The organism is Nocardioides seonyuensis (genome assembly GCF_004683965.1).
Lineage (GTDB): Bacteria > Actinomycetota > Actinomycetes > Propionibacteriales > Nocardioidaceae > Nocardioides > Nocardioides seonyuensis.
This window is the reverse complement of the sequence record NZ_CP038436.1, coordinates 657,921-684,428: the sequence shown is the minus strand read 5'-3', so window position 1 is coordinate 684,428 and position 26,508 is coordinate 657,921. Positions and strand designations below refer to the sequence as shown.

The 26,508-nt window shown below is 71.5% G+C and carries 28 protein-coding genes, 1 tRNA gene and 1 pseudogene; 24 read left to right on the top strand and 6 right to left on the bottom strand.

Annotated elements, in window-relative coordinates; translation table 11 throughout:
• Positions 1 to 61: 61 nt before the first annotated feature.
• Positions 62 to 775, bottom strand: coding sequence for a hypothetical protein (locus EXE58_RS03415; protein WP_135266581.1), 714 nt, complete (start codon positions 773 to 775; stop codon positions 62 to 64).
• Positions 776 to 923: 148 nt separating this feature from the next.
• Here EXE58_RS03415 and mfd point away from each other — a divergent pair, with 148 nt between their 5' ends.
• From mfd to EXE58_RS03400, 3 genes are read left to right on the top strand one after another with little or no spacing between them, the layout of a single operon-like run.
• Positions 924 to 4,463 carry a transcription-repair coupling factor gene (gene mfd / locus EXE58_RS03410; protein WP_244242519.1) on the top strand — a complete coding sequence of 1,180 codons (3,540 nt, stop codon included), beginning with the start codon at positions 924 to 926 and terminating at the stop codon, positions 4,461 to 4,463.
• Positions 4,464 to 4,520: 57 nt separating this feature from the next.
• The gene (locus tag EXE58_RS03405) at positions 4,521 to 5,198 is read left to right on the top strand and encodes a hypothetical protein (protein ID WP_135266580.1); all 678 of its coding nucleotides are present in this window, start codon (positions 4,521 to 4,523) and stop codon (positions 5,196 to 5,198) included.
• A gap of 1 nt (position 5,199) precedes the next feature.
• Complete coding sequence (locus EXE58_RS03400) at positions 5,200 to 5,610, top strand: MazG nucleotide pyrophosphohydrolase domain-containing protein (RefSeq protein WP_135266579.1); 411 nt, start codon at positions 5,200 to 5,202, stop codon at positions 5,608 to 5,610.
• On the opposite strand, the gene EXE58_RS03395 is transcribed toward EXE58_RS03400, so the two are convergent.
• On the bottom strand, positions 5,611 to 6,420 hold the full coding sequence (locus EXE58_RS03395) for an APC family permease (RefSeq protein ID WP_279638259.1): 810 nt from the start codon (positions 6,418 to 6,420) through the stop codon (positions 5,611 to 5,613).
• Positions 6,421 to 6,511: 91 nt separating this feature from the next.
• A pseudogene (locus tag EXE58_RS20260) lies at positions 6,512 to 6,703 on the bottom strand (amino acid permease); the annotation flags it as partial.
• Positions 6,704 to 6,797: 94 nt separating this feature from the next.
• Here EXE58_RS20260 and eno point away from each other — a divergent pair.
• The 3 genes from eno to EXE58_RS03380 are packed head-to-tail and all read left to right on the top strand — an operon-like array spanning position 6,798 to position 9,206.
• Entirely contained in the window at positions 6,798 to 8,075 is a 1,278-nt protein-coding gene (eno, locus tag EXE58_RS03390; protein WP_135266578.1) for a phosphopyruvate hydratase, read from the top strand.
• A gap of 19 nt (positions 8,076 to 8,094) precedes the next feature.
• The gene (locus EXE58_RS03385) at positions 8,095 to 8,697 is read left to right on the top strand and encodes an FtsB family cell division protein (RefSeq protein WP_135266577.1); all 603 of its coding nucleotides are present in this window, start codon (positions 8,095 to 8,097) and stop codon (positions 8,695 to 8,697) included.
• Entirely contained in the window at positions 8,694 to 9,206 is a 513-nt protein-coding gene (locus EXE58_RS03380) for a DUF501 domain-containing protein (protein ID WP_135266576.1), read from the top strand. The genes EXE58_RS03385 and EXE58_RS03380 overlap by 4 nt, the downstream gene beginning before the upstream one ends.
• Positions 9,207 to 9,223: 17 nt before the next feature.
• Here the strand turns inward: EXE58_RS03380 and EXE58_RS03375 are convergent, their stop codons facing one another.
• Positions 9,224 to 9,565, bottom strand: coding sequence for a hypothetical protein (locus EXE58_RS03375; RefSeq protein ID WP_135266575.1), 342 nt, complete (start codon positions 9,563 to 9,565; stop codon positions 9,224 to 9,226).
• A 207-nt stretch (positions 9,566 to 9,772) separates the two neighbouring features.
• Between EXE58_RS03375 and EXE58_RS03370 the strand changes: the two genes are divergently transcribed.
• The 6 genes from EXE58_RS03370 (at position 9,773) to EXE58_RS03345 (ending at position 13,723) form a co-directional block, all read left to right on the top strand.
• Positions 9,773 to 10,720 (top strand): Ppx/GppA phosphatase family protein, encoded by a 948-nt coding sequence (locus EXE58_RS03370; RefSeq protein ID WP_135266574.1) that lies wholly within the window; start codon positions 9,773 to 9,775, stop codon positions 10,718 to 10,720.
• A complete protein-coding gene (locus EXE58_RS03365) occupies positions 10,720 to 11,544 on the top strand; it encodes a uracil-DNA glycosylase (RefSeq protein WP_135269398.1) in 825 nt (274 codons plus the stop codon). The genes EXE58_RS03370 and EXE58_RS03365 overlap by 1 nt, the downstream gene beginning before the upstream one ends.
• Before the next feature lie 4 nt (positions 11,545 to 11,548).
• Positions 11,549 to 12,067 (top strand): glycine cleavage system transcriptional repressor, encoded by a 519-nt coding sequence (locus EXE58_RS03360; protein ID WP_135266573.1) that lies wholly within the window; start codon positions 11,549 to 11,551, stop codon positions 12,065 to 12,067.
• 3 nt (positions 12,068 to 12,070) lie between these two features.
• Positions 12,071 to 12,628 carry a peptide deformylase gene (locus EXE58_RS03355; RefSeq protein WP_135266572.1) on the top strand — a complete coding sequence of 186 codons (558 nt, stop codon included), beginning with the start codon at positions 12,071 to 12,073 and terminating at the stop codon, positions 12,626 to 12,628.
• Between the two features lie 16 nt (positions 12,629 to 12,644).
• Positions 12,645 to 12,718: transfer RNA gene (locus tag EXE58_RS03350), tRNA-Leu, on the top strand.
• Between the two features lie 126 nt (positions 12,719 to 12,844).
• Complete coding sequence (locus EXE58_RS03345) at positions 12,845 to 13,723, top strand: Bax inhibitor-1/YccA family protein (RefSeq protein WP_135266571.1); 879 nt, start codon at positions 12,845 to 12,847, stop codon at positions 13,721 to 13,723.
• A gap of 117 nt (positions 13,724 to 13,840) precedes the next feature.
• On the opposite strand, the gene EXE58_RS03340 is transcribed toward EXE58_RS03345, so the two are convergent.
• On the bottom strand, positions 13,841 to 14,875 hold the full coding sequence (locus tag EXE58_RS03340; protein ID WP_135266570.1) for an SGNH/GDSL hydrolase family protein: 1,035 nt from the start codon (positions 14,873 to 14,875) through the stop codon (positions 13,841 to 13,843).
• A 32-nt stretch (positions 14,876 to 14,907) separates the two neighbouring features.
• Here EXE58_RS03340 and EXE58_RS03335 point away from each other — a divergent pair, with 32 nt between their 5' ends.
• From EXE58_RS03335 to EXE58_RS03295, 9 genes are all read left to right on the top strand, one after another.
• Entirely contained in the window at positions 14,908 to 16,119 is a 1,212-nt protein-coding gene (locus EXE58_RS03335) for a sensor histidine kinase (RefSeq protein ID WP_135266569.1), read from the top strand.
• Positions 16,116 to 16,787, top strand: coding sequence for a response regulator (locus tag EXE58_RS03330; RefSeq protein ID WP_135269397.1), 672 nt, complete (start codon positions 16,116 to 16,118; stop codon positions 16,785 to 16,787). Before EXE58_RS03335 ends, EXE58_RS03330 begins: the two co-directional genes overlap by 4 nt.
• A gap of 116 nt (positions 16,788 to 16,903) precedes the next feature.
• Positions 16,904 to 17,950 (top strand): hypothetical protein, encoded by a 1,047-nt coding sequence (locus tag EXE58_RS03325; protein ID WP_135266568.1) that lies wholly within the window; start codon positions 16,904 to 16,906, stop codon positions 17,948 to 17,950.
• Positions 17,947 to 18,489 carry a hypothetical protein gene (locus tag EXE58_RS03320; RefSeq protein WP_135266567.1) on the top strand — a complete coding sequence of 181 codons (543 nt, stop codon included), beginning with the start codon at positions 17,947 to 17,949 and terminating at the stop codon, positions 18,487 to 18,489. Before EXE58_RS03325 ends, EXE58_RS03320 begins: the two co-directional genes overlap by 4 nt.
• A gap of 9 nt (positions 18,490 to 18,498) precedes the next feature.
• Positions 18,499 to 19,896, top strand: a complete 1,398-nt coding sequence (locus EXE58_RS03315) for a cystathionine beta-synthase (protein ID WP_135266566.1) — start codon at positions 18,499 to 18,501, stop codon at positions 19,894 to 19,896.
• Positions 19,897 to 19,918: 22 nt separating this feature from the next.
• On the top strand, positions 19,919 to 20,698 hold the full coding sequence (locus tag EXE58_RS03310; protein WP_135266565.1) for a TSUP family transporter: 780 nt from the start codon (positions 19,919 to 19,921) through the stop codon (positions 20,696 to 20,698).
• A 23-nt stretch (positions 20,699 to 20,721) separates the two neighbouring features.
• On the top strand, positions 20,722 to 21,759 hold the full coding sequence (locus EXE58_RS03305; RefSeq protein WP_244242403.1) for a YihY/virulence factor BrkB family protein: 1,038 nt from the start codon (positions 20,722 to 20,724) through the stop codon (positions 21,757 to 21,759).
• Positions 21,756 to 22,388, top strand: a complete 633-nt coding sequence (locus EXE58_RS03300; RefSeq protein WP_135266564.1) for a YigZ family protein — start codon at positions 21,756 to 21,758, stop codon at positions 22,386 to 22,388. The genes EXE58_RS03305 and EXE58_RS03300 overlap by 4 nt, the downstream gene beginning before the upstream one ends.
• A 5-nt stretch (positions 22,389 to 22,393) precedes the next feature.
• Positions 22,394 to 23,371 carry a hypothetical protein gene (locus EXE58_RS03295; RefSeq protein WP_135266563.1) on the top strand — a complete coding sequence of 326 codons (978 nt, stop codon included), beginning with the start codon at positions 22,394 to 22,396 and terminating at the stop codon, positions 23,369 to 23,371.
• On the opposite strand, the gene EXE58_RS03290 is transcribed toward EXE58_RS03295, so the two are convergent.
• Positions 23,347 to 23,697, bottom strand: coding sequence for a YchJ family protein (locus EXE58_RS03290; RefSeq protein WP_244242402.1), 351 nt, complete (start codon positions 23,695 to 23,697; stop codon positions 23,347 to 23,349). The two genes, EXE58_RS03295 and EXE58_RS03290, sit on opposite strands and share 25 nt — an antisense overlap.
• 68 nt (positions 23,698 to 23,765) lie before the next feature.
• Here EXE58_RS03290 and EXE58_RS03285 point away from each other — a divergent pair, with 68 nt between their 5' ends.
• From EXE58_RS03285 to EXE58_RS03275, 3 genes are all read left to right on the top strand, one after another.
• Complete coding sequence (locus EXE58_RS03285; RefSeq protein ID WP_135266561.1) at positions 23,766 to 25,109, top strand: hypothetical protein; 1,344 nt, start codon at positions 23,766 to 23,768, stop codon at positions 25,107 to 25,109.
• 90 nt (positions 25,110 to 25,199) lie between these two features.
• The gene (locus EXE58_RS03280) at positions 25,200 to 25,763 is read left to right on the top strand and encodes a hypothetical protein (RefSeq protein WP_279638258.1); all 564 of its coding nucleotides are present in this window, start codon (positions 25,200 to 25,202) and stop codon (positions 25,761 to 25,763) included.
• A 125-nt stretch (positions 25,764 to 25,888) separates the two neighbouring features.
• Positions 25,889 to 26,482 (top strand): hypothetical protein, encoded by a 594-nt coding sequence (locus EXE58_RS03275; protein ID WP_135266558.1) that lies wholly within the window; start codon positions 25,889 to 25,891, stop codon positions 26,480 to 26,482.
• Positions 26,483 to 26,508 lie beyond the last annotated feature (26 nt).

Sequence of the window (26,508 nt, the reverse complement as noted above, 5' to 3'; positions counted from 1 at the left end):
CCACGTCCCCGCGTCGGGAGACGCGGGGACGTGGTCGGGGCCTGTCAGCGGGTCGGGCGTGTCAGTCGACGGAGACGCGCGGTGCTGCGGTGCGGTAGCTGTAGGTGCTGCCGACCGTCTGCCAGGGGACGAACCCGTTGCCGCCCTTGACGGTGATCCTCCAGTGCCACTTGCCGCGGCGCGGGGCGGGCAGCTTGAAGCGGAACTTGCCGCTCGACTTGGTCTTGAAGGTCTTGAACTTCTTCCACTTCTTGCCGACCTTCTTCTCGACCTTGATCGGCTTGCGCTTGTAGTCGGGAGTGATCTTGCCGAAGAGCGTCGTGCCCTTGTCCTTCATGACGACCTTGCGCGTCACGGGCAGCTCGGCGACGACGGACTCGCTGGGCGTGTAGTTGTCCTCGTAGGTCGAGGTCGCCGCGTAGCCGGAGTAGACGGCCTTGAGGACCATGCTCTCGGTGACCTTCAGGTCGGGGAAGGAGAGGTAGCCGCTGGCCGGGACGGTGGCGATCGGCGCCCCGGCGGGGTTGCTGGAGGTGATCGCGAAGAGCGTGACGGTGCCCTTGTAGACGCTCCCGCCGTCGGAGCCCGTCACGGCGCCACGGACGATGACGTCGTCGCCGTGCATCGTCGCGACCTCGGGGTTGAGGTAGGGCAGCTCCAGGGTCGTGGTGGTCGTGAGGGTCTCGGTGGCCTGCGCCGGCGCTGAGACCGCGATGAGGGTGGTGCCGACCAGTGCTGCGGTGGCAGCGCTGGCGACGATTCGGGTGATACGCATGTCCCCGTGGGTCCTCTCGATGGGGGGTGGTGGTCTGAGCGCCTTCCTACCCCAGCGCCCCTCGCGGCAAACCTCCGGCCCACCCGTAGACTCAGGCCACGTGACTCCGCCGCCCCCGCCCGACCCGGTTCCGGGGGCCTCTTCTCCTCTGGCCCGGGTCGCGGACGCCCTCCTCGCCGGTCCGGTCCTCTCCGAGGCCCTGGCCCAGAGCGGCGTCCTGCCCTCCCTCGACCTCACCGGTCCTGCTGCGGTGCGGCCCTTCGTGGTGCGCGGCCTGGTCGAGCGCGGACGCACGGTCCTGGTCGTCACCGCCACGTCCCGTGACGCCGAGGACCTCGTGGAGGAGCTCTCCGACCTGGTCGACCCGGCGCTGGTGGCGCACTACCCCAGCTGGGAGACCCTTCCCCACGAGCGGCTCAGCCCCCGCAGCGACACGGTGGGACGGCGCCTGGCCGTCCTGCGCCGTCTCAAGCACCCCGGTGACGACCCCTCCAACGGTCCGCTGCGCGTGGTCGTCGCGCCGATCCGGAGCGTGCTGCAGCCGCAGGTCAAGGGGCTCGCCGACATCGAGCCGGTCGAGCTGGCTCGGGGCGACGCCCGTCCACTCGAGGAGGTCGTGCAGGGGCTGGCCGCGGCGGCCTACTCCCGGGTCGACATGGTCGAGAAGCGCGGCGAGTTCGCGGTCCGCGGCGGCATCGTCGACGTCTTCCCCCCGACCGAGGAGCATCCGCTGCGCGTGGAGTTCTGGGGCGACGAGGTCGAGGAGATCCGCAGCTTCGCGGTGGCCGACCAGCGCACGCACGAGCAGGTCGAACGGCTCTGGGCGCCGCCGTGTCGCGAGCTGCTGCTGACCGACGAAGTACGACGCCGTGCCGCCGAGCTCGGCGAGGCCCACCCGCAGCTCCTCGAGCTCACCGACAAGGTCGCCGCCGGCATCGCCGTGGAGGGCATGGAAGCACTCGCCCCGGTCCTGGTCGAGGAGATGGAGCTCCTGGTCGACCTGATGCCGGCCGACACCACCGTGCTGGTGCTCGACCCCGAGCGCGCCCGCAGCCGAGCCCACGACCTGGTGGCGACCAGCGAGGAGTTCCTCGGGGCGTCGTGGGCCGCGGCGGCAGGTGGTGGAACCGCGCCGATCGACCTGGGGGCCGCGTCCTACCGCGAGGTCGCCGACGTCCGCAGCCACGCCCTCGGCCTGGGGATGGCCTGGTGGTCGGTGAGCCCCTTTGGAATCGATACCGATGACCTGCCCGCCGACCTTGCCGCCGACGGCGTACCGAGCCGTGCCCTGACCGCACAGCCGGCCGAGGCCTACCGCGGGGACCTCGAGAAGGCGATCAGCGACATCCGGGGATGGCTCGACCAGGGGCTGGCCGTCACGGTGGTCCACGCAGGCCACGGCCCCGCGCAGCGCTTCGTGGAGCTCCTCGCCGACCACGACGTGGCTGCGCGGCTGGTGGAGGAGGGGGCCTCAGCCGAGGGCGTTGTCACGGTCACGTGCGGCAGCCTCGTCCACGGCCTCGTCGATCCGGCTGCCCGCGTAGCGCTCGTCACCGGCGACGACCTCTCGGGCCAGAAGTCCTCCACCCGTGACATGCGCAAGATGCCCGCGCGGCGGAAGAAGCAGATCGACCCGCTCGAGCTGAAGGCCGGCGACTACGTCGTCCACGAGCAGCACGGAGTTGGCCGCTTCGTCGAGATGGCGCAGCGCGAGATCGGCGGCGCAACGCGCGAGTACCTCGTGCTGGAGTACGGCGCCAGCAAGCGCGGTGGGCCCCCGGACCGGCTCTTCGTGCCGGCCGACACCCTCGACCAGGTCACCCGCTACGTCGGTGGCGAGCAACCGTCCCTCGACCGGCTCGGTGGCGGCGACTGGACCAAGCGCAAGAACCGCGCCCGCCGCGCGGTGCGCGAGATCGCGGCCGAGCTGATCAAGCTCTACGCCGCCCGGCAGGCGACCAGGGGCCACGCCTACGGCCCGGACACCCCGTGGCAGCGCGAGCTGGAGGACGCGTTCCCGTTCACCGAGACGGCCGACCAGCTGACCACCGTCGAGGAGGTCAAGGCCGACATGCGCCAGGTCGTGCCCATGGACCGGCTGGTCTGCGGCGACGTGGGCTACGGCAAGACCGAGATCGCCGTCCGGGCCGCCTTCAAGGCCGTGCAGGACGGCAAGCAGGTCGCCGTGCTCGTGCCCACGACACTGCTGGTGACCCAGCACCTGTCGACGTTCAGCGAGCGGATGAGCGGCTTCCCCGTCGTGGTGAAGGGCCTCTCGAGGTTCCAGACCGACAAGGAGGCCAAGGAGGTCGTCGCCGGCCTCGCCGACGGCTCTGTCGACATCGTGGTCGGCACCCACCGGCTCCTCAACCCCGACATCAAGGTGAAGGACCTCGGTCTCATCATCGTCGACGAGGAGCAGCGCTTCGGAGTCGAGCACAAGGAGCAGATGAAGCGCATGCGCACCTCCGTCGACGTGTTGTCGATGAGTGCCACGCCGATCCCGCGCACCCTCGAGATGGCCGTGACGGGCATCCGCGAGATGTCGACGATCACCACCCCTCCGGAGGAGCGCCACCCCGTCCTCACCTACGTGGGCGCCTACGAGGACCGGCAGGTCGTCGCAGCGGTGCGGCGTGAGCTCCTGCGCGAGGGCCAGGTGTTCTACATCCACAACCGGGTCAACTCCATCGAGAAGGCCGCCGCGCGGATCCGCGAGCTCGTCCCCGAGGCTCGGGTGGCCACGGCCCACGGGCAGATGGGGGAGCACCAGCTCGAGCAGGTGATGCTCGACTTCTGGGAGAAGCGCTTCGACGTCCTCGTCTGCACCACCATCGTGGAGTCCGGTCTCGACGTCTCCAACGCCAACACGATGATCATCGAGCGTGCCGACACCCTCGGGCTCTCCCAGCTCCACCAGCTCCGCGGACGCGTCGGCCGCTCGCGCGAGCGCGCCTACGCCTACTTCCTCTACCCGGCGGAGAAGCCGCTGACCGAGACCGCACACGAGCGGCTGGCGACCCTGGCCCAGCACTCGGACCTCGGCGGCGGCATGGCGATCGCGATGAAGGACCTCGAGATCCGTGGCGCCGGCAACCTGCTCGGAGGCGAGCAGTCCGGCCACATCGCCGACGTCGGCTTCGACCTCTACGTCAGGCTCGTCGGCGAGGCCGTTGCCGAGTTCAAGGGCGGGGTCGAGGAGGAGCTCAAGGAGGTGCGCATCGAGCTGCCCGTCGACGCCCACCTGCCGCACGACTACATCCCGAGCGAGCGGCTGCGGCTGGAGATGTACAAGCGTCTCGCCGAGGTCCGCGCCGACAGCGACATCGACGAGGTCCGCGAGGAGCTGGTCGACCGCTACGGCAACCCCCCGGAGGTGGTGGACTCCCTGCTCCTGGTCGCCAGGTTCCGGGCACGGGCGCGCCGGGCCGGCGTCAGCGAGGTGACGATCGCGGGCAAGTACGTCAGGTTCGCCCCCGTCGACCTCCCCGACTCGCGCGTCGTACGCCTCCAGCGGCTCCATCCCGGCAGCGTGGTCAAGGCGCCGGTCAGTACGATCCTGGTGCCGCGGCCCCAGACCGCAGCGGTCGCCGGCAAGCCGGTCGGTGGGGTGGCACTGCTTGAATGGGCGCGCGGTGTGCTCGACTCCATCGTGGATCCCGAGGACGCCCGACCGAAGAACCCATGACCAGTTCCCGTGACCCAGTTGCGGGACATGGCAAGACCCGCGACAAGGAGTGAGCTCGTGAGCAGGACCCGGTGGACGACCGCGGCAGGGCTGGCGACGGCGGCTGTGCTGCTCTCGGGATGCGGCACCACGCCGGGCGTCGCGGTCTCGGTGGGAGACCATGAGATCTCCCACGACCGCATCGACGAGGCGACCAGCCACTTGTGCGACGCGCTGGGCGAGCAGTTCGAGAGCCAGGGCAACGTCGTCCCGATGGCGGTGGTGCGCCAGGCGGTGGTCCGGCTGCTGACCCTCCGCTCGCAGGCCACCCAGATCGCCGACGCCTACGGCATCGAGCCGGGGAGCACCTACGCCGACGACGTCGAGCAGCGTCGCCGTTCGGTGGCGTCGGAGCCCGAGGAGGTTCGTGAGGACTACGTGCTCCTGACCTCGTCCACCGCGCTCGCCAATGACGTCGCCGAGCGGGTGGGCATGATCGAGCTCGAGGTTCAGGGCATCGAGGAGCCCACGCGTGAGCAGGTCGGGCAGGCCGGTGTCGAGGTCTTCAACACCTGGCCCGACGCCAACGGTCTCGAGGTCGACCCGCGCTACGGGCTGGAGAACGTCGACGGCCAGCTCGAGCCGGTCGACACCAACCTCTCCGTGGCGGTGAGCGACACCGCCAGGTCAGGGCTCGAGGAGCAGCCCAGCGTGGCCTTCGCCAGCTCGCTGCCGGCCAACCAGCGCTGCGGCTGACATGACCGGCGGCGCGGGCGCTGACGGCTCGGCTCTGGAGGAGTTCGCCGACCAGATGCGCCTGCTGCACCGCGAGTGCGCGTGGAAGCGCGAGCAGACCCACACCTCGCTGATCCCGTTCGTGCGGGAGGAGGCCGAGGAGGTCGTGGAGGCGATCGAGTCCGGCGACCCGGCCGCGCTCTGCGACGAGCTGGGCGACCTGCTCCTGCAGGTGGTGATCCACGCGGTGATCGCCGAGGAGGCCGGCGACTTCACCCTCGAGGACGTCGCGCGTGGGGTCATCGCCAAGATGGAGCGCCGCAACCCGCACGTGTTCGGCGACGCGGTCGCCACCACGGTCGACGAGGTGATGGCGCTCTACAACGCTGCGAAGGCCGCGGAGCGAGCTGAGCGGACCAACGACCCGGACTGACTAGGTGGTGGGTCGGCGTCGGCGGCGGAAGATCGCGGCCGCTCGCCCTGCGACCCCGAGCAGGAGTACGACGATCCCGGCGAGCACCGAGGTCGTCGGCAGCGTCGCGGCCATCACCAGGCACCCGACCAGCCCGAGCGCCTGGAGGGGTCGTGGCCAGCGGCGCTGGTCAGCCGGCTGGCGCAGCGCCGACAGGTTGGCGACCGCGTAGTAGACCAGGACTCCGAACGACGAGAACCCGATCGCGCCGCGCAGGTCGACGCTGAGCACCAGCGCCACCACCGCCGCCCCGATGAGCAGCTGCGCGTGGTCGGGGACCTGGTGGAGGGGGTCGACGGAGGCGAGCGTGGCGGGCAGGTCGCGCTCGCGAGCCATGGCCAGGGTGGTCCGGCCGACCCCGGCGAGCAGGGCCAGGAGAGCGCCCAGAGCGGCAGCCGCGGCCCCGACCCGGACGATCGGGGTCGCCCACTCGGCGCCCAGCGCCCGCGTGGCGTCTGCGACCGGGACCGCCGACGTGGCGAGCTGGTCACCGAGCACGTGGACGAGCGCCCAGCCGATTGCCGTGTAGAGCACCACGGCGGTCCCCAGGGCCAGCAGGATCGCCCGCCCCAGCAGCTCGGGTCGTCGTACCTCCTCGGCCAGCGTGGCGATGCGCGCATAGCCCGCGAAGGCGAAGAAGAGCAGGCCGGCGGCCTGCAGCGCTCCGAGGGCTCCACCGGAGGAGGCCAGGGGTTCGCCCGGGGAGGCATCGCCAGTGGCCGTGAGGGCCAGGAAGCCCACCAGGACCACCAGGGTGGTGCCCAGCAGCACGCGCGCGGCGTTCGCGGTGCGGGTGACGCCCCGCCATCGCGGCGCAGGAGGCGGTCTTGCCGATCACGAAGCCCCACCCGGCGAGGAAGCCCCACCACGGGCCCAGCACCTCCCGGCCGAAGAGGTAGGTGCCGCCCGAGCTGGGGTGGTGCTCGGCGAGCTGGGCGGAGGAGGTGGCGTTGCAGAAGGCGATGACCGCAGCGATCGCCAGGCCGACGAACAGCCCTGATCCGGCGGCGGCCGCAGCGGGCGCGAAGGCGACGAAGACGCCCGCGCCGAGCATCGCGCTGAGTCCGACTACCACGGCGTCGGTGGTGCCGAGCCGCCGCGCGAGACCGGGCTGAGAGGTCACGATCGGCAAGGCTAATCTGTGCCGCATGACTTCCATCGCAGCAGTCGGCGCCCGCGAGATCCTCGATTCGCGCGGCAACCCCACCGTCGAGGTCGAGGTCCTCCTCGAGGACGGCGCGTTCGGCCGGGCGGCCGTGCCCAGCGGCGCCTCCACCGGCGCCTTCGAGGCCGTCGAGCTGCGCGACGGCGGCAAGCGCTACCTCGGCAAGGGCGTGACCAAGGCGGTCAAGGCTGTCGTCGAGACCATCTCCGGGACGATCGTGGGCCTCGAGGCCGACGACCAGCGGCTCGTCGACCAGGCGATGATCGATCTTGACGGCACCCCCAACAAGGCCAAGCTCGGCGCCAACGCGATCCTGGGCGCCTCGCTCGCCACTGCGAAGGCTGCAGCGGAGTCGGCGGGCCTGCCGCTGTTCCGCTACGTCGGAGGATCCAACGCCCACCTGCTGCCGGTGCCGATGATGAACATCCTCAACGGCGGCGCGCACGCCGACTCCAACGTCGACGTCCAGGAGTTCATGATCGCGCCGATCGGCGCGGCGACCTTCAGCGAGGCGCTCCAGCAGGGCGCCGAGGTCTACCACGCGCTCAAGGCCGTGCTCAAGAAGAAGGGCCTCTCCACCGGGCTCGGCGACGAGGGCGGCTTCGCGCCCGACCTGGAGAGCAACCGCGCGGCGCTCGACCTGATCGCCGAGGCCGTCAAGAGCGCAGGATTCAAGCTGGGCAAGGACATCGCCCTCGCGATGGACGTTGCCGCAAGCGAGTTCCACGACAAGGGCAAGTACACCTTCGAGGGCAAGAAGCAGTCGACGGACAAGATGGTCGACTACTACGCCGACCTCGTGGCCTCCTACCCGATCGTCTCGATCGAGGACCCGCTCGACGAGGAGGACTGGGACGGCTGGAAGGCCATCACCACTGCCCTCGGCGACAAGACGCAGCTCGTCGGCGACGACCTCTTCGTCACCAACGTCGAGCGGCTCCAGCGCGGCATCAGCGGCGGTCAGGGCAACGCGATGCTCGTCAAGGTCAACCAGATCGGCTCGCTCACCGAGACCCTCGACGCGGTCGAGCTCGCCCACCGGGCCGGCTTCCGCAACATGATGAGCCACCGTTCGGGCGAGACCGAGGACACCACCATCGCCGACCTGGCCGTGGCAACCAACTGTGGTCAGATCAAGACCGGCGCGCCGGCCCGCTCCGACCGCGTCGCGAAGTACAACCAGCTCCTCCGCATCGAGGACGAGCTCGGCGACGCGGCTCGCTACGCCGGAGCGGCTGCGTTCCCGCGTTTCACGGGCTGATCGGGGCACACTGGAGCCCATGCCCTCCTCGTCTCCGCACGGCCGTCGTACGCCGCGCGGCGGGCCGGGTGGCAGCACGCGACCGGGGATGCGCGGCGCTCGACCACGCACGCCGGGCGCCGGCACTGCCGACACCGGGTCGACGCGCCCCGTCGAGCCGACCCCTCCCACGAGGGGGCGGTTCACCGGACGCGCTGCGGTCCTCGTCCTGGTGCTCGCCGTGCTCACGGTGTCCTACGCCTCGTCGCTGCGGGCCTACCTCCAGCAGCGCAGCCACATCGGCGACCTCAAGGCGCAGATCGCGGAGCGCGAGGCGAGCATCAACGACCTCGAGCGCGAGAAGCGCCGGTGGGAGGACCCCGCCTACGTCAAGGCCCAGGCCCGCGAGCGCTTCGGCTACCTGATGCCCGGCGAGACCGGCTTCGAGGTGATCGGCCCCGACGGCAAGCCCCTGGAGGCGCAGGCATCTCTCAACGACCCCGACGAGGTGATCAGGACCGAGCCCACGGCGTGGTGGACCGCGGCCTGGGACTCGATGGAGCTGGCGGGCAACCCGCCGAAGCCGACCGAGGACCCCGCCGAGCTCGTCGACGGGACCCGGGGCCAGGGGAGTGGCCAGTGAGCGACGTCGATCCCGCCGACCGGGCCGCTGTCGAGGCGCAGCTGGGCCGCGAGCCGCGGGGGATCCACGAGGTCGGGCACCGCTGCCCGTGCGGCAACCCCGACGTGGTGACCACCGAGCCCCGCCTCCCGAACGGCACGCCGTTCCCCACCACCTACTACCTCACCTGCCCCCGGGCGGCCTCGCGCATCGGCCGGCTCGAGGGCAGCCACGTGATGAAGGAGATGGAGGAGCGGCTCGACACCGACCCTGAGCTCGCCGACGCCTACCGCGGCGCCCACGAGCGCTACCTCGCCGCCCGTAACCGGATCGCCGCCGAGGCCGGCCTCGACGTCCCCGAGATCGAGGGCATCTCCGCCGGCGGCATGCCCACCCGGGTGAAGTGCCTCCACGTGCTCGCCGGGCAGTCGCTGGCGCAGGGTCGCGGCGTCAACCCGCTCGGCGACGAGGTCCTCGACCTGGTCGGCGAGTGGTGGGAGTCCGGCCCCTGCGTGGACCGACCGGATTGACGCGCCTCCCGCGAAGTTCATGCACGTGAATGAACTGGCAGCAGGAGCGCGGCCAGCGCTGTCCGCAGAGCCTCCTGGGCGTCTTCGATACCGAGCGGGTCAGTACGGCGGACCATCTGCTGGCGTAGTCCGTGGACGACCGCCTCGACAGCGATGAGGTCGCTCGGCAGGAGCTGTGAAGGCGTCTCGTCCAGCCCCACCCGCGCCCCCTTGGCCAGTGACGACGCGGCAAGCCGACCGATGGTCCGTGTCTCGTGCTCCAGCCAGGGCGCCAGCACCCGGGCGAGCTCGTCGTTGTGCCTCGCAAGCTCACAGAGGGAGAGCCACGCACGAGTGGCCGCGACCTCCGAACAGTCCATCGGCCTGAGGGGTCATCTGCATCGCGTCGGCGAGACTTCTCAGCGTCACTCCGCTCGCACCGCGCACAGCCAGGAGTGGAATGGCCGCATCGGCCACGGCGTCGGCGTACCTGCCGCTCCTGCTCTCCACAGGGTCGACGGCCGGGCCTCCGCCTGCGTGTTCATGCACGTGAATGAACGAGCGGGTGGGTGGGCAGAATGGTGACCATGACCACCGTGGCGGCAGTCGACTGCGGCACCAACTCCATCAAGCTGTTGATCGGCGAGCAGACCGACCGGGGCTTCGCCGTACGACACCGCGAGTCCCGCGTCGTGCGCCTGGGACAGGGGGTCGACGTCACCGGCGAGCTGGCACCGGAGGCGCTGGCGCGCACGTTCGCCGCCGTCGAGGAGCTCGCGGCGCGCATCGGCGAATACGGCGTGCCGCCAGAGCTGATCAGGTTCTGTGCCACCTCGGCGACCCGCGACGCCCGCAACGCCGAGCTCTTCACCACTGGGGTGGAGGAGCGGCTGGGGGTGCGGCCCGAGGTCCTCTCCGGCGACGAGGAGGCGGCCCTGGTCCACGACGGCGCCCTCGGTGCACTGCCCGTCCAACCACCGCAGCCGGTGCTGGTCGTCGACATAGGCGGCGGCTCGACCGAGCTGGTGCTGGGCGACTCGGGCCCGCGGGAGTCCACGTCGATGGACATCGGGTCGGTCCGGCTCACCGAGCGCCACCTCCACGACGACCCACCGACGGAGCGTCAGGTGGGCGCATGCGTCGACGACATCGACCGGCACCTCGACGACTCGGGCATCGGCATCTCCGGTGCACGCTCGGTGATCGGCACCTCCGGCACCATCAAGACCATCGCGTGCGGTGTCCTGGACCTCCCCGGCTACGACCGGGACGCCTTCGACGGCGCCTCGCTGCGCATCGACCGCACCCTCGAGTTCTGCGACGACCTGCTCGCGATGACGGTCGAGCAGCGTCGCGCGCTGCCCTACATGCACCCGGGCCGGGCCGACGTCATCGGGGCAGGGGCCCTGATCTGGAGCCGAATCCTGCGTCGGTCGACCTGTGAGAGCTACCTCGTCTCCGAGGCGGACATCCTCTACGGCATCGCCCGCGGGATCGGTGCTCATGAGATCGGCGACCGCGGGACCGCTTCGTGATGCTTCCCCACCCGATCACCGGCGAGCCGTTCGAGAGCCCGGTCCCTCCGGGCACCGGCTGGCCTGACGACCCGGCGGCACCGGACACGCCCGTCGCGCGCACCGCTGCCCAGGTACGACGACTCTCCCGGGCGTCGCTGGCCGAGATCGACGCGCGGATCAGCGTCTGCGCAGCCTGCCCCCGGCTCGTCCGCTGGCGTGAGGACGTCGCCGAGACCAAACGTGCGTCCTTCGCCGACCAGCCCTACTGGGGGCGGCCGATCGCCGGGTGGGGCGACCCCGAGCCCTCGATGCTCATCGTCGGCCTCGCCCCCGCCGCCAACGGCGGCAACCGCACCGGCCGCGTCTTCACCGGCGACTCCAGCGGTGACTGGCTCTTCGCGTCCCTCCACCGCACCGGCTGGGCAGCGCAGGCGACCAGCGAGCACGCCGGTGACGGCCAGCGGCTCTTCGACGCCCGCGTGGTGGCCACGGTGCGGTGCGCGCCCCCGGACAACAAGCCGACCACCACCGAGCGCGACACCTGCGCGCCGTGGATCGCCGCCGAGATCCAGCACCTGCTGCCCAGCGTCCGAGTGGTCGTGGCGCTCGGCGGGTACGGCTGGGACGGTGCGCTGCGGTCGATGGCCGCTGCCGGGGTCGTCGTACCCAGGCCGAAGCCGAGGTTCGGGCACCTCGCCGAGGTCGACCTCGACGTGCCCGCAGGGGGCAGCGTCACCCTGCTCGGGTGCTACCACCCCAGCCAGCACAACACCTTCACCGGTCGGCTCACCCCGGTCATGCTGGATGAGGTCTTCGAGCGGGCGCGTGCGCTGACACAATGAGGGCGTGACACTCCACGCCATCACCGTCCTCGGCCACGACCGTCCCGGCATCATCGCCGAGACCACCGACAAGCTCGCGGGTCTCGGGCTCAACCTCGAGGACTCCACGATGACGTTGCTGCGTGGGCACTTCGCGATGATGCTGATCTGCGAGGGCGACGCCCCGGACGCCGAGATCGAGGAGGCCCTGGCGCCGCTCGTGGCGGACGGATCGCTCACGGTGACCGTGCGCGAGGTGCCGGCCGAGCACGTGGAGGCGCGATCCGGCAGCTCCTGGGTGCTCTCGGTCCACGGCGGTGACCGGCCCGGCATCGTCTCCGCGGTGGCCGAGGTCGTTGCCCGCGCCGGCGGCAACATCACCGACCTGACCACGCGGCTCTCCGGCGACCTCTACCTGCTGATCGCCGAGGTCGACCTGCCCGCGGACGCCGACCCCGAGGCCGTGTCGGCCGAGCTGGACCGGGTGGCCGGGGACCTGGGCGTGGGCGCGACCCTGCGGGTCGCCGACTCCGACGAGCTCTGACCGGTGGCCCTCAGCGAGCGGGTCCGTGACTGGACCGAGGACGAGCTGCCCGTGACCGGTGTGGTGCGCGACGTCGTGCGCGCCCCCGCCCCGGTGCTCTCCGCGTCCGGCGCCGACGTCGACCCCACCTCGCCCGAGACCGTCCAGCTGGCGGCCGACCTGGTCGCCACCATGCGCGTCTCGCCCGGCTGCGTCGGGCTCGCCGCGCCCCAGGTGGGGGAGGGCGTGCGCGTCTTCTGCGTCGACGTGTCCGCGCACCCCAAGACCCGCGCCCACCACGGCACGTTCGTGCTCTGCAACGCCGAGGTCGTCTCCGCCAGCCGCAACGAGAAGGCACGCGAGGGGTGCATGAGCGTGCCGGACCTCACCGGGGACGTGAAGCGCGCGACCAGGATCGTCGTACGAGGCCAGCTGCCGGGCAGCGGCGAGACCGTCGAGCTCGCGGCCGAGGCCTTCGAGGCGAGGGCGCTGCAGCACGAGATCGACCACTGCAACGGCCTGTTGTTCCTCGACCGTACGGCGGGAGCGCACGCCGTCTACGCTCGCAAGACCTATCTCTGAGGTCCTTGCGCCTCAGGCCCCTGTATCCCAATCGGTAGAGGAAGCGGTCTTAAAAACCGCACAGTCTGGGTTCGAGCCCCAGCGGGGGCACCGGCCGTCCATCCCGCCCCGTATGTCCCGGCCACAGTTCGGGAACAGCAGCGGGCGCGCCCTCGTTGTACAAGGTGATCCCCAGTAGAGTGGGGAGCATTCCCGGCCTCCAAGGAGAGACCAACCATGCAGAGCAACAACCCCATCTTCCGCCGTTCCGAGGAGTTCAACCGCCCCTCGGCCAACGCCTACGGCAACCAGACCTACCCCGGCGCGGGTGGCGGCTACGCCGGCTACGGCCAGCAGACCGCCGACCCCTCCACCTGGGGCACGGGCATGCCCGGCGAGCCCGGCACCGTCCCCGGTCAGGTCGACCAGGGCCGGATGACGATCGACTCCGTCGTGCAGAAGAGCGCGATGTCGCTGTTCGTGGTGATCGCGGCAGCAGCAGCGACGTGGATCATGACTCCCGACATGGGCGAAGGCAACGCCAGCGGTCTCTACCTCGCGCTGATGATCGGCTCGTTCGGAGCCTTCGGGCTGTCGATGGTCAACTCGTTCAAGAAGGTCATCAGCCCCGCGCTGGTCATCGCCTTCGCCGCCCTCGAGGGCGTCGCGCTCGGTGCCTTCTCCAAGGTCATCCCGGCAGCAGCCGGCGTGTCCAACGACATCGTCGTCCAGGCCGTGATCGGCACCTTTGCCGCCTTCGCCGGCACTCTCGCGGCCTACAAGTTCTTCAACATCCAGGTCGGCGACAGGTTCCGCACGTTCGTCGTCGCGGCCATGTTCGGCATGGTGGCGCTCGGCCTGCTCGAGATGGTGCTGGGCTTCTTCGGCAACCAGATCGGCTTCTTCGGCTTCGGCGGGATCGGCCTTCTCTTCGCGGTCGGCGGCCTGGTGCTCGGTGTGTTCATGCTGATCCTCGACTTCGACTTCGTCGAGAAGGGCATCGCGGCCGGCCTCCCCGAGCGCGAGTCGTGGCGTGCCGCGTTCGCGCTGACCGTCAGCCTGGTCTGGATCTACACCAACCTGCTGCGCATCCTGGCGATCTTCCAGCAGGACTGACCCCAACGCGTCAGACAGCACGAGGGCCTCGGGATCACTCCCGGGGCCTTCTGCATGTCTGCAGTGTCTAGGTCGCGATCTGCTCGTACCTGGTGCGAGCGATCGACGACCTTGAGCTCAGGAGGCGGTCTCGGGCTCGGAGTCCTCGAGAGCCTCGACGTCCTGCGGCGACTCCGGCTCGCCGGAGGGACGGCGACGGCGACGTCGAAGCTCGACCCAGCGCCCACGCAGGCCCCGCTGGGCGCCGGAGACCTCGGTGCCGCCGAGCTCGGTGCCGGGGGTGCGCACGGCACGGACGGCGGCCGCCGCGACCGGCAGCACGCCCTCGCCGCGGTAGGCCTCCGGCCTCGCCTCGTCCTCGGGGATCAGTCCGAGCGCGGCGAGGCAGGACGGGATGAGGATCGCGGCGAGCTGCTTGTAGCCGTCGGCGGAGGGGTGGAAGCGGTCGGGGCCGAACATCAGCGCCGGGGCGGCCTCGAACTCGGGGCCGAGGATGTCGCCGAGCGAGACCGTGCGTCCCCCGGCCTCGACGGTGGTGATGGTCTGCGCGGCTGCGATCCGGCGCGACCAGTGCCGAGCGACCTGCTTCAGCGGCGGCGGGATGGGACGCACCGTCCCGAGGTCGGGGCACGTCCCCACCAGCACGGCGACGCCTGCGTCCTGCAGGCGTCGTACGCCCTCGTCGAGGTGGCGCACCGACGCCGCGGGCAGCACGGTGTGGGTCACGTCGTTGGCGCCCACGAGGATGACGGCGAGATCGGGATCGGTGGGCAGGGCGGCGTCGACCTGCTTGGCGAGGTCGCTCGACATGGCGCCGACGACCGCGAAGGCGCGCAGGTGGACGCGTCGGTCGGCCTGGTTGGCGATCCCGCTGGCGAGCTGGGCGCCGGGAGTGTCCTCCACGCGCTCGACGCCGTAGCCGGCGGCGCTGGAGTCGCCGAGCAGGGCGACGCGGATCGCCGGGCCGGGCCGGCCGCGGCCGTACCACCCGGTGGAGTCGGGCGGCTCGCCTGTGGTGTCCCCGATGATGCGCCGGGCGATCCTGGCCTCGGCGACCAGCACGCCGTACAGCCCGGCGCCGAGCAGCGACAGCCCGCCGCCCCCAAAGGCCGCAGAGGCTGCCAGCCTGCGGGCTGCGGACGCCTTGCTCATGACGATGACCATACGGGGCTAGCCTCGGGCGCGTGAGCCAGTCCCGGGAGGTCGTCGACCCGCTGCCCTGGGTCGGTGTGGCGGCCTCGACCGGTCTGGCGGTCCTGGCTGCGGTGGCGCTGCTCCCGACCGGGCTCGATGCCGTGGTCGACGGCGGCACCGGCGGCTGGGTGTGGACGTTGGCCACGGCGCTCGTCGGCCTGCACACGACCCTGCTGCCGCCGCTCTCGACCCGCTGGCCGATGGTCGCGTTCGGGATCGGGTCGGCGTGCATGCTCGTGCTGGTGGTCGCCCCCGACCTCGGTGGCACGCTGGCGGCCGAGTCCGGTGGCGGTGTCGCGCCCGTGCTGCTGCCCAGCGGGTTGGTGTGGTTCGTGCTGCTGTACGGCGTCAGCGCCAGGTTGGCGGCTCCCTGGCCGTCGATCGCCCTGGCCGTCGGGATGGGCGGCTGCCTGCTCGTCGTGGTGAGGCTCTGGGAGTTCGCCGACGCGGGCGGCGCCACGATGGGCCCGTGGGTGTGGCGGTTGCTGCTGCCGGTCTCGCTCGTCGGTGGTGTCCTCGCCGCGTGGGCGCTCGGGCGCTACCGGGCCACCCGGCGGGCATGGACCGCTGCGCTGGCGGACCGGGCAGCGGCCGAGGAGCGCCGGCGGATCGCCCGGGAGATGCACGACGTCGTCGCCCACTCCCTGGCGGTCGTGGTCGCCCAGGCCGAGGGCGGCCGGATGCTGGCGAGCACCCAGCCCGACCGGGCGCCCGAGATCCTCGATGCGATCGCCCACCAGGGACGCGAGGCACTGGACCAGATGCGCGGGCTCCTGGGGATCCTGCGCTCCGGGGACGCCGGTGACGACGCCGGCGCCGAGCCCCCACAACCCGGTGTCGCCGATCTTCCCGCGCTGGTCGCGCAGGTGCGCGCGAGTGGTCTCGACGTCGTGCTCGAGACGTTCGGGGACCCGCGGCCGCTGGGGCCCGCGCACTCCCTGACGGCCTACCGCGTCGTCCAGGAGTCCCTCACCAACGTCGTCAAGCACGCGGGCCGGCAGGCCGCGGCGCGCATCACCGTCGACTGGACTGCCGGGCTGACCCTCACCATCACCGACGACGGCCGGGTCCCGGACCGCGCGACCACCGGTGGCCGGGGGCTCCGGGGGATGCGTGAGCGGGTCGAGGCGGTGGGCGGCGACCTGGTCTCCGGGCCTGTGCCGGAAGGAGGCTGGCGCACGTGCGCGAAGATCCCGGCATGACACCCGAGAAGATCCGGGTCGCGATCGTCGACGACCAGGAGCTCATGCGTTCCGCCCTGCGGATGACCGTGGAGTCGCAGCCCGACCTCGAGCTGGTCGGAGAGGCAGCCGACGGTCACGATGCGTTGACCATCGTCCGCGGGCGGAGGGTGGACGTCGTGCTGATGGACCTGCGGATGCCCCGTCTCGACGGCATCGAGGCGACCGGCGTCATCTGCGCCGAGCTCCCGGCCACCAGGGTCGTCGCGCTGACGACCTTCGACCTCGACGAGCTGGCCTTCGCCGCGATCCGCGCCGGCGCGAGCGCGTTCCTGCTGAAGGACGCCCGGGGCGAGGACATCGTCGAGGCCATCCGGATCGTGCACGCCGGCAACTCCGTCGTCGCGCCCACGACCACCAGGCGACTCATCGAGCACGTCGCCACGTCACCGGGGTTCGACCCGGGCCGGAGCGAGGCCGTGCTCGACCGCCTCACCCCCAAGGAGGTGGAGGTGCTGCGCCACGTCGCGAGCGGGGCCACCAACGCCGAGATCGCGGCGGTCATGCACCTGTCCGGCACCACGGTCAAGACTCACGTCGGCCACGTGCTGGCCAAGCTCGGCCTGCGCGACCGCGTGCAGGCCGTCGTCCTCGCCTACGAGACGGGGATCGTCCGACCCGGCACGTGAACCGACCGGCAGGTGTCCGCTGGCGATGGGGGACGAGCCGGACCTCCTCCTCGAGGATGAGGAGGTCGACCTCCGACGACGATGCCCACGGGCCTTCGGGACGCGAGCGTGGAGCCATGAGCACCTCGACACGTCCTCCTGACCTCACCCACGTGCCGCCCACCCGGAGCGACGACCCGCCGGGCCGAGTGGCCCGCGCCGCACCCTGGCTCGCCGGGGCGTGGGTCGTGACCTACCTGCCCATGGCACTCCTCCACCTGGTCCGGGACACGCCGCCGCCGTGGACCCCGACGCCTGCGTCGGTGCTGCTCGCCCTCTCCGCGGCACAGGCATCCGTGCTGATCATCGTGCTGGGAAGCCTGGCGGCGGTCTCGCTCGGCGCGTCGACGGCTCGCGGCGGCGCGGCCAGCCGCCCAGCGGCCTGGTTGCTCGTTGTCGTCGGTCTCGTCGTCTCACTCGCCGTCTCCGACGTCCGCGCCCTGAGCTTCGTCGGCTACGCGCCGATGATGGTGCTGGCGCTCCTCGGTGTCGGTCCGATGGCCGATGCCAGCGTCGACGGTGCCGTCTACACCGATTCCCTCCTTGCGCTGGGGTCCTCGATCGGCGGCATCGGCATGGTCGTGACAGGTGCCGGCCTGCTGGCACGTCGTACTGGCGCGGTGCTGTTCCGCACGCCCGGCAGCGCACTGCGGATCGGCCGATGGGCGGTGGGCGTCGCTGCGCTCGTGCCGCTCTGCTACGCCGTGACCCGCCTCGCCTGGGCGGTCGGCATCCCGCTCGGCGTCCGGGACGAGTTCCTGGACGAGCTCGGCAGTGCGAAGTGGGCCGGCTTCGGCCTTGCGGCGTTCGCCGTCGTGGGGTGCCTGCTCACGCTGGGTCTGGTCCAGCGGTGGGGCGAGGTCTTCTGGTCCTGGGTGCCCCTCGTGGGCGGGCGTCCGGTCCCGGTGGGGATGGCGGTCGTGCCTGCGCTGTTCGTCGCGACGATCGTGACGTCGGCCGGCCTGGCCTTCGACGCCGCCGTCCTCGGCGGCCACCTGGAGGAGCTGCCGGGCGCCGAGCAGGACTGGGCCGCGTGGGCACCGGAGCTGTTGTGGCCCGTGTGGGGAGCGGCCCTGGCCGTCGCTGCGCTCGCCTACCGCAGCCGTCGGGCGGTGACCCGATGAGCGGGATGCCGTGGGTCTGGGGCGACGCCGGCTCGATGTCCCCTCTCCGTGCGCCCGAGGGGTACGACGGCCGGCGCGCCGTCCGCGCCGTCCCCGTCGCCGCGCCCCCGGAGATCGTCTTCCGCTGGCTCACCCAGATGGCGGTGGCGCCGTACTCCTACGACCTGGTCGACAACCGCGGTCGGCGCAGCCCACGTCGCCTGCTGGACGGCTGCGAGCCGGAGGTGGGCCGGGTGATGATGGAGATCTTCACGCTGACCGCAGTCGAGCCGGACCGGCTGCTCGAGCTGCAGATGAGCGCCCCGGGTGCCCTGCGCGTCTTCGGACGGATCGCGGTCGTCTACCGCACGCTCCCCGAGCACGGAGGCACGCGCCTGCGCTGCGACGTCTTCCTGCCGCCGGAGTCCGGTGTCGGCACGCTGCGGAACCACCTGCTCGCGTGGGGAGACCTGGTGATGATGCGCAAGCAGCTGCTGACGTTCAAGGCACTCAGCGAGCGGAGTGCCCGGGGTTTCCCAGCGGCACCTCCGGCGGCCTAGATTGGCGGGGTGAAGTACGCGAACTCACTCCTCGACCTCATCGGCAACACCCCGTTGGTGCGGCTGAACCAGACCCTCGACCTGCCGGGAGACGGACCCCTGGTCCTCGCCAAGGTCGAGTACCTCAACCCGGGCGGGTCGGTGAAGGACCGGATCGCCACGCGGATGATCGAGGCGGCCGAGGCCTCCGGCGCGCTCCAGCCCGGCGGCACGATCGTCGAGCCGACGTCGGGCAACACCGGCGTCGGACTGGCGATGGTGGCGCAGCAGAAGGGCTACAAGTGCATCTTCGTCTGCCCCGACAAGGTCAGCGAGGACAAGCGCAACGTGCTGAAGGCCTACGGCGCCGAGGTGGTCGTGTGCCCGACGGCGGTGGCTCCCGAGCACCCCGACTCCTACTACAACGTGAGCGACCGGCTGGCCGCGGAGCCGGGTGCGTGGAAGCCCGACCAGTACTCCAACCCCCACAACCCGCGCTCCCACTACGAGACGACCGGCCCCGAGATCTGGGAGCAGACCGACGGGCGGATCACCCACTTCGTCGCCGGTGTCGGCACCGGAGGCACCATCAGCGGCATCGGTCGCTTCCTCAAGGAGCGCGCGGCCGAGCAGGGCCGTGACGTCCAGGTGGTCGGCGCCGACCCGGCCGGCTCGGTCTACTCCGGCGGCACCGGCCGCCCCTACCTCGTCGAGGGGGTGGGCGAGGACTTCTGGCCCGAGACCTACGACCGCGACATCGCCGATCGGATCATCGAGGTCTCCGACGCCGACTCCTTCGCCTTCACCCGCCGCCTCGCGCGCGAGGAGGCGATGCTGGTCGGTGGGTCGTCGGGGATGGCGGCGTTCGCGGCGCGCCAGCTGGCCCACGAGCTGGCCGAGCAGGGCCGGAACGACGCCGTGGTCGTCGTGCTCCTGCCGGACTCCGGACGCGGCTACCTCACCAAGGTCTTCAACGACGAGTGGCTGGGCCAGTACGGCTTCGCCAGTGGCGCCCAGGCCGATTCCCGCACCGTGGGGGAGGTGCTGCGCGGCAAGTCCGGGCAGCTGCCCGACCTGGTGCACACGCACCCCGGCGAGACCATCGCCGAGGCCGTGCACATCCTCCAGGAGTACGGCGTCTCGCAGATGCCCGTCGTGCGGGCCGAGCCGCCGATCGTGGCGGCCGAGGTCGCCGGGTCGGTGTCCGAGCGCGACCTGTTGGATGCCCTGTTCGCGGGCGATGCCAAGCTCACCGACCGCGTGGAGGACCACATGTCGGCGGCGCTGCCGACCATCGGGTCCACCGAGGCCGCGTCGGACGCGGTGCACCTGCTGGAGAAGGCCGACGCCGTGCTCGTCCACGAGGACGGAAAGCCGGTGGGGGTGCTGACCCGCCAGGACCTCCTGGCGTTCCTGGCCGGGGCCTGAGCCCCCGCTCGGGGCGCCCGCGGTGGTCGATCCGTCGCTCGAGGTCGTCGCGCTCCTGGCGCTGGCGGCGCTGGCGGCGGGCTTCGTCGACGCCGTCGTCGGCGGTGGGGGCCTGATCCAGCTGCCGGCGCTGGTGATCGGCCTCCCGGGGGCCTCGCCCGTGCAGCTCCTGGCCACCAACAAGCTCTCCTCCATCACGGGCACGACGACCAGCTCGGTCACCTACTACCGCCGGGTCCACCCTGACCCGCGGACGTTCCTGCCGCTGATGGCCTTCGCCTTCGTGGGCTCGCTCGGCGGGGCCTTCGTGGCCACCCAGATCCCGCGCGAGGCCTTCGACCCGATCGTCCTCGTGGCACTGGTCGTGGTCGGTGGCTACGTGTGGTTCAAGCCGTCGATCGGGTCGGTGACCGCGCTGCGATTCGAGGGCCGTCGCCACCTCGGGGCGGCTGCCGCCGTCGGGCTCACCATCGGCTTCTACGACGGCGCGCTCGGTCCCGGCACCGGCTCGTTCTTCGTCTTCGCCCTGGTCGGTCTGCTCGGCTACAACTTCCTGGAGGCCTCCGCCAAGGCGCGGCTGGCCAACTGGGCCACCAACCTCGCCGCGCTCGCGATCTTCATCCCCCTCGGCGCGGTGCTGTGGAAGCTGGGGCTCGTGATGGCCGTCGGCAACGTCCTCGGCGGCTACCTCGGTGCCCGGGTCGCGGTGGCGAAGGGTGCCCGCTTCGTGCGGATCTTCTTCCTCGTCGTGGTCAGCGCGTTCGTCGTACGCATCGGCGGCAGCGTCCTGGGCCTGTTCTGAGCGAGCCCGGTAGCCTCCACGACGTGCGAGGGGTGGATGCGGTCGACGAGTTCCAGCGGCGCCACCGCGTCGTCGGCTTCCCGCTCGCCGTGATCTACAAGTACTTCGACGACCAGGGCCCCTACCTCGCCTCGGCGCTCACCTACTACGCGTTCATCGCGATCTTCCCGCTGATGCTGCTGGGCTCCTCGATCCTGGGCCTGGTCCTGCAGGGCCGGCCCAACTGGCAGGAGCGGATCCTCAACTCCGCGCTGTCGCAGTTTCCCATCATCGGCGACCAGCTCGGCCGCCCCGAGGGGCTCCAGGGGTCGGTGCTGGGTGTCGCGGTCGGCGGCCTGGTCGCGCTCTACGGCTGCCTCGGGCTCGGTCAGGCGTTGCAGAACACCCAGCACGTCGCCTGGTCGGTGCCTCGCAACAGCCGTCCCAACCCTGTTTACGCCCGTGTGAAGACGTTGCTGCTGCTCGTCACGGCGGGGCTCTCGTTGCTGGCCGTCTCGGTCGTGTCCACGGCCGCGAGCACCACCGACATCCTGACGGAGACGCTCGGCGGGGGCATCCGCGTCCTGCTGCCGCTCCTCACCGTCGCCGTCGTCGGCACGTTCCTGACCCTGCTGTTCCGCTTCGCGGCGACGGGGCAGCACTCCTTCGTCAGGGCCGCGCCGGGCGGCTACACGCTGGCGCTGATGTGGCAGCTGCTCCAGCTCGGAGGTGCGGCGTACGTCGACGGGGTGCTGGTCGGCACCAGCTCGATGACCAAGACCTTCGGCCTGGTGCTCGGCCTCATCGGGTTCCTGTGGATCGGCGCGGTGATGGCGGTGCTGGCGATGGAGATCAACGTGGTGGTGGCACGTCGCCTCTGGCCGCGCGCGCTGCTCACGCCGTTCACGGACAACGTGCGCCTCACCGATGCCGACCGCCGGGCCTACGCGTCGTACGCCCGGATGCAGCGGCACAAGGGCTTCGAGCGGGTCTCGGTCACCTGGGAGCCACGCGAGGCACGCGAGGCACGCGAGGCGCGAGCGGACGGGGCCTCCGCCGACTCGCCGCCGCCGTCGTCATGACGTCGTACCTCACCATCGGCCGGGACGGCGAGGCCGAGGTCGAGGCCAAGCACTCCAGGTTCCTCTGCACGCTGCAGCGCGTCGAGGCGGAGGACGACGCGCGGGCGCTGGTCGCCCGGCTGCGCAAGCAGCACTGGGACGCCCGGCACCACTGCACCGCCTTCGTGATCGGTCCGGACGCGGCGATCCAGCGGTCGTCCGACGACGGGGAGCCGGCCGGCACCGCGGGTGCTCCGATGCTGGAGGTGCTGCGCGGCGCGGGTGTCAGCGACGTCGCGGCGGTGGTCACCCGCTGGTTCGGCGGCACCCTCCTGGGCGCCGGCGGGCTGGTGCGCGCCTACGGAGACGCAGTGCGGGCCGCGCTCGACTCCGTCGGCACGGTGCGCCGGTCCCTGCTGCACGAGCTCGCCCTGGAGGTCGACCACGCCGACGCCGGGCGGGTGGAGGGCGACCTGCGCGCGCGAGGCGTCCCCGTCCTGGACGTGGAGTACGCCACCCGCGTGCGGCTCCTGCTCGGTGCGGATCCGGCCGGCGTCGAGGCCCTCACGTCAGCGGTCGCGTCGCTCACCTCGGGCGCCGGGGAGCTGGTGGTCGTGGGGGAGCGGTGGGTGGACGGCCCACTATTCTGACCCTCATGACGGGGGCACTCGAGGGACTGGCCGAGCTCGCGCGACAGGAGACCGAGCGCACCGGGCTCCTGGCGCGCCTCGAGGAGGCACACCGCCAGCAGGTGGTCGCTGCCGAGCGCCACGATGCCGCCGCGGAGAAGCTCGACGGCGAGCTCGAGGACGTGGCGAGGCTGGAGTCCATGTCGATGACCCGCATCCTCGCGGGACTGCGCGGAACCCGCGACTCCGACCTGTCCCGTGAGCAGGCCGAGGCCGAGGCCGCGCGGTACGCCGCCGCCGACGCCGAGGCGCGCCGGACGATCGCTGATCGAGAGGTCGAGGACCTCGAGCGGCGGATCGAGGCGTTGGACGACCTGCCGGCACGTCGGGCGGCCCTGCTGGCCCAACGGGAGGCAGAGGTGGCCGCCGACCCCGGCGCGATTGCGGTGTCGCACCAGCTGACCGCACTGGCCCAGCGCCTGGGCATGTGCGAAGGAGAGCTCGCCGAGCTGGAGGAGGCGTTGGAGGCGGCCCACGTCGCCCGGCGAGCGCTCGGCTCGGCCCAGGACCACCTGGTCGGCGCAACGAGGTGGTCCACCTACGACACCCTCTTCGACGGGGGCTTCGTCTCCGACATCAAGAAGTACAACCAGCTCGACGTCGCGGGGGACAAGATGCGAGAGGCTGACGCCGCGCTCGCCCACCTGACGACCGAGCTGGCCGACGTGGACATCGCGACCGTCGGGGAGGTCGGCATCACCGAGATGGCCAGGGCCTTCGACGTGTGGTTCGACAACATCTTTAGCGACTGGGCGGTGCGCGAGCGCATCAAGGAGGCGTCAGTCCGGGTCGACGGCCTCGTGGTCGCCGTCGACGACGTCTGCCGCGAGCTGGTGACTCGTCGTGACGCCGCGGTGGCGGAACGCACGTCACTGCTCGAGCAGCGCGAGCGCCTGCTCGTCCCTGACGGTGCGGCCGGTCAGTCCACGTCACCGTCGACGTAGAACCAACGGCCGGCGCGCCGCTCGAACCTGCTCCGCTCGTGGAGCGCTCCACCGTCCCACCGCGCGACGAACTCGACCACGTCCCCCTCGGCGGCCAGGATCTCCATCCCGGTCCACCGGGTCGTCGGGTCGGGTGTCGTGTCGTCCGGGCGGGTGCGAGGGTGCCACGTGCGGAAGAGGTGGTCTGCGTCTCCGAGCACGTAGGCCGTGTAGCGCGAGCGCATGAGCCGCTCCGGTGTCGCGGCCTGCTCGCGGTTGGCCAGCAGCGGCTCGCAGCACGCGTCGTACGACGTGCCGGTCCCGCACGGGCAGGGCTTCGGAACCACGTGGGGGAGGGTAGCCCGTTGCATGAACCTCGCTCAGGTGTAACTGCGAGTTGCCCTAGCATGCGGGCGTGGACGACCGCCTCGCGCTGATGGACCAGGGCTCGTTCCTCGGGCTCCGTGCGCTGGGCCACCAGCCGTGGACGTTCTTCATGTGGACCTACGACCGGCCCGTCGACCTCGACGGCCTGCGGGAGTTCAACGAGAAGCTCGCCGACACGCTCCTCGGTCGGCTCGTCCGGCGCTCACCGCTGCCCGGGGGCCGGCACCGCTGGGTCAGCCTCGACGCAGTGCCACCGATCGAGGTCGAGCCCGAGCCGCGTCCGCGCGAGGAGGTCCAGGCCTGGGCCGACGCGCTCGGCGACCGCGGCGTCGATCCCGAGCACGGTCCGGGCTGGCGCATCGGGGTGCTGCAGTTCACCGACGGCGGCACGGCCGTCGCCATGGTCTCGCCGCACGCGCTCGGCGACGGCCTCTGCAAGCTGGACGCGATCGCCGATGCCGTGAAGGGCATCGCGCGTCGTCCGGCCTACCCCGCCCGCAGCGACGTCCGGCGCCGCCACCTGTTGTGGTCAGACCTGGTGAGGTTCGTGCGTGACGTCCCCTCGGTGGCCCGTGCGGTGGTCGCGGGAATCCGTGTCGCTCGCGCCGAGCAGTCCCCGGCGCAGGCACCGGGGTCGTCTGCCTCGAGTGTCGCGGTTGCTGCGCGTCCGGGGCCCGAGGCCACCCCGTTCCACGCCACTGCGGCCTGCGTGCGCGTCGCCCAGGCCGACTGGGACGCGGCTGCGACGCGGCTCGGAGGCACGAGCAACACCCTGGTCTCCGCCTTCGCGGCGCGGCTGGGACAGCGGTTCGGCCGGACCGATGCCGACGGGCGGGTGACCCTCGCGGTGCCCGTGAGCGTGAGGACGCAGGACGACACCCGCGCCAACGCACTCGACTCGGTGATGGTGCAGGTCGATCCCGAGCGCCTGGACCGCGACCTCTCGGAGCTGCGCCGTGCCACGAAGGCGGCGTTGCTCCGCCGTGCGGAGCGTCCCAACGAGATGCTGGCGGTGCTGCCGCTGGTGCCGGTCACGCCGCCTGCGGTCGTACGCCGCGCCGAGCAGCTGGCGATGGGATCGACAGCGTCGCCCGTCGGCTGCTCCAACCACGGCCGGCTCGATCCGGCCATCATGCGCATCGACGGTGCCGATCCTGACGACTTCTGGGTGCGCTCCGCGGAGCCCGGCCAGACCGCGGCCGAGCTGGACCGGCTGGGCGGCAAGGTCTACGTCCTGGCTGGCCGCGCGCTCGACGCGGTCTACCTGTCGGTGGTCGCCCACCCGGTCGGCGGGGGTCTCCTGAGCGAGCAGCTGCACGAGCACGTCACCGAGGTCCTGGCCGACTTCGGTCTCGCGACCTCGAAGCCCTAGCTCTCACTTCCCTCGCGCGCTGACGGAACAATGGTCTTGATGTATGGGTTATTACGGTGTAATCATGTAATCCACCGCAAGGAGACCCAGATGATGGCCAAGGACGAGCACAAGGAGACCCGCGGCGGACGCGGGCGTGGCGGACGCCGCGGTGGCTGGCAGGTCTCCGACCTGCCCGCGGCCGACGATGCGGCGGACTGGTTCCGCGGCAGGCTGCCCGACGCGTGGTTCGGCGACATCGAGGTGAGCGTCGACCGGGAGGAGATCGTGGTGGTCGGCACGCTGCCTGACACTGCCGACGGTGCTGAGGCCGAGGGACGGATCAGCCGCTTCCGCGCCGAGACGCGCGAGGAGCGCATCGAGATCGCGCTCGAGGCGCAGGACCGCTATCAGCGGAAGGTGTCGTGGGGTGTGCGTCTCGGTGACGCCTCCGCGCTGTTCACCCACGTCGCCGCACCCGTGATGACGCGGCTGCGCCAGCCCGAGCGCCAGGTGCTCGACACCCTGGTCGATGCGGGAGTGGCACGCTCCCGGTCCGACGCGCTCGCGTGGTCGGTCCGGTTGGTCGGTGAGCACGCCGATGAGTGGCTGGGCCAGCTCCGTGACGCGATGGCCGAGGTGGACAAGCTGCGCGGTGAAGGACCCGGACTCTGACCCGTCTGCCCTCAGGACCTTCGACCCGTCAGGTGCGGACGCACGCCTCTGCTGTGTGGGCCGCGGTGGAGCGAGGGTAGGGGTACCGGAAGACATCCGGACCTTTACCCAAGGAGGAGATGACGATGAGCGTCATCCACCGCCAGCACCACATCAGCACTGAAGGTGTCACCACCTCGGAGGTGGAGGAGGTGACTCACACCGGGCTGGCACGTGCGCTCGCGGTGCTGAGGATCGCCTTCGGCATCACCTTCTTGTGGGCCTTCCTCGACAAGGCCTTCGCGCTCGGGTTCCACACCGGCTACGACCAGGAGGGCAACCTCGACCGGTTCGGGGACGCGGCCTGGATCAACGGTGGCAGCCCCACCGAGGGGTTCTTGAGCTTCGGGGTCCCTGCGGACAACCCGTTCAAGGACGTCTTCAACTCCATGGCCGGTCAGGCCTGGGTCGACTGGCTGTTCATGCTCGGCCTGCTCGGCATCGGCGTGACCCTGCTGCTGGGGGTCGGGATGCGTATCGGCACCGCCGCCGGCGCCCTGATGTACGCCTTCATGTACGCCGCTGTCATCCCGCTGGAGAACAACCCGGTGGTCGATGACCACCTGGTCGGAGTCATCGTGATGGCCGTCCTCGCCCTCGGCGCCGCTGGCACCACCTGGGGCCTGGGCAAGAGGTGGAACGAGACCGAGCTGGTCAAGAAGAACCCCGTTCTCCGCTGACCCGCATCACTCCCGCAACAGGCCGA

Excerpts from the sequence above, each read along its gene's own strand:
- EXE58_RS03415 (WP_135266581.1), bottom strand. The coding sequence starts at position 775 with ATGCGTATCACCCGAATCGTCGCCAGCGCTGCCACCGCAGCACTGGTC.
- EXE58_RS03400 (WP_135266579.1), top strand. The coding sequence starts at position 5,200 with ATGACCGGCGGCGCGGGCGCTGACGGCTCGGCTCTGGAGGAGTTCGCC.
- eno (WP_135266578.1), top strand. The coding sequence starts at position 6,798 with ATGACTTCCATCGCAGCAGTCGGCGCCCGCGAGATCCTCGATTCGCGC.
- EXE58_RS03385 (WP_135266577.1), top strand. The coding sequence starts at position 8,095 with ATGCCCTCCTCGTCTCCGCACGGCCGTCGTACGCCGCGCGGCGGGCCG.
- EXE58_RS03375 (WP_135266575.1), bottom strand. The coding sequence starts at position 9,565 with ATGGACTGTTCGGAGGTCGCGGCCACTCGTGCGTGGCTCTCCCTCTGT.
- EXE58_RS03370 (WP_135266574.1), top strand. The coding sequence starts at position 9,773 with ATGACCACCGTGGCGGCAGTCGACTGCGGCACCAACTCCATCAAGCTG.
- EXE58_RS03365 (WP_135269398.1), top strand. The coding sequence starts at position 10,720 with ATGCTTCCCCACCCGATCACCGGCGAGCCGTTCGAGAGCCCGGTCCCT.
- EXE58_RS03345 (WP_135266571.1), top strand. The coding sequence starts at position 12,845 with ATGCAGAGCAACAACCCCATCTTCCGCCGTTCCGAGGAGTTCAACCGC.
- EXE58_RS03340 (WP_135266570.1), bottom strand. The coding sequence starts at position 14,875 with ATGAGCAAGGCGTCCGCAGCCCGCAGGCTGGCAGCCTCTGCGGCCTTT.
- EXE58_RS03330 (WP_135269397.1), top strand. The coding sequence starts at position 16,116 with ATGACACCCGAGAAGATCCGGGTCGCGATCGTCGACGACCAGGAGCTC.
- EXE58_RS03325 (WP_135266568.1), top strand. The coding sequence starts at position 16,904 with ATGAGCACCTCGACACGTCCTCCTGACCTCACCCACGTGCCGCCCACC.
- EXE58_RS03320 (WP_135266567.1), top strand. The coding sequence starts at position 17,947 with ATGAGCGGGATGCCGTGGGTCTGGGGCGACGCCGGCTCGATGTCCCCT.
- EXE58_RS03300 (WP_135266564.1), top strand. The coding sequence starts at position 21,756 with ATGACGTCGTACCTCACCATCGGCCGGGACGGCGAGGCCGAGGTCGAG.
- EXE58_RS03295 (WP_135266563.1), top strand. The coding sequence starts at position 22,394 with ATGACGGGGGCACTCGAGGGACTGGCCGAGCTCGCGCGACAGGAGACC.
- EXE58_RS03280 (WP_279638258.1), top strand. The coding sequence starts at position 25,200 with ATGATGGCCAAGGACGAGCACAAGGAGACCCGCGGCGGACGCGGGCGT.
- EXE58_RS03275 (WP_135266558.1), top strand. The coding sequence starts at position 25,889 with ATGAGCGTCATCCACCGCCAGCACCACATCAGCACTGAAGGTGTCACC.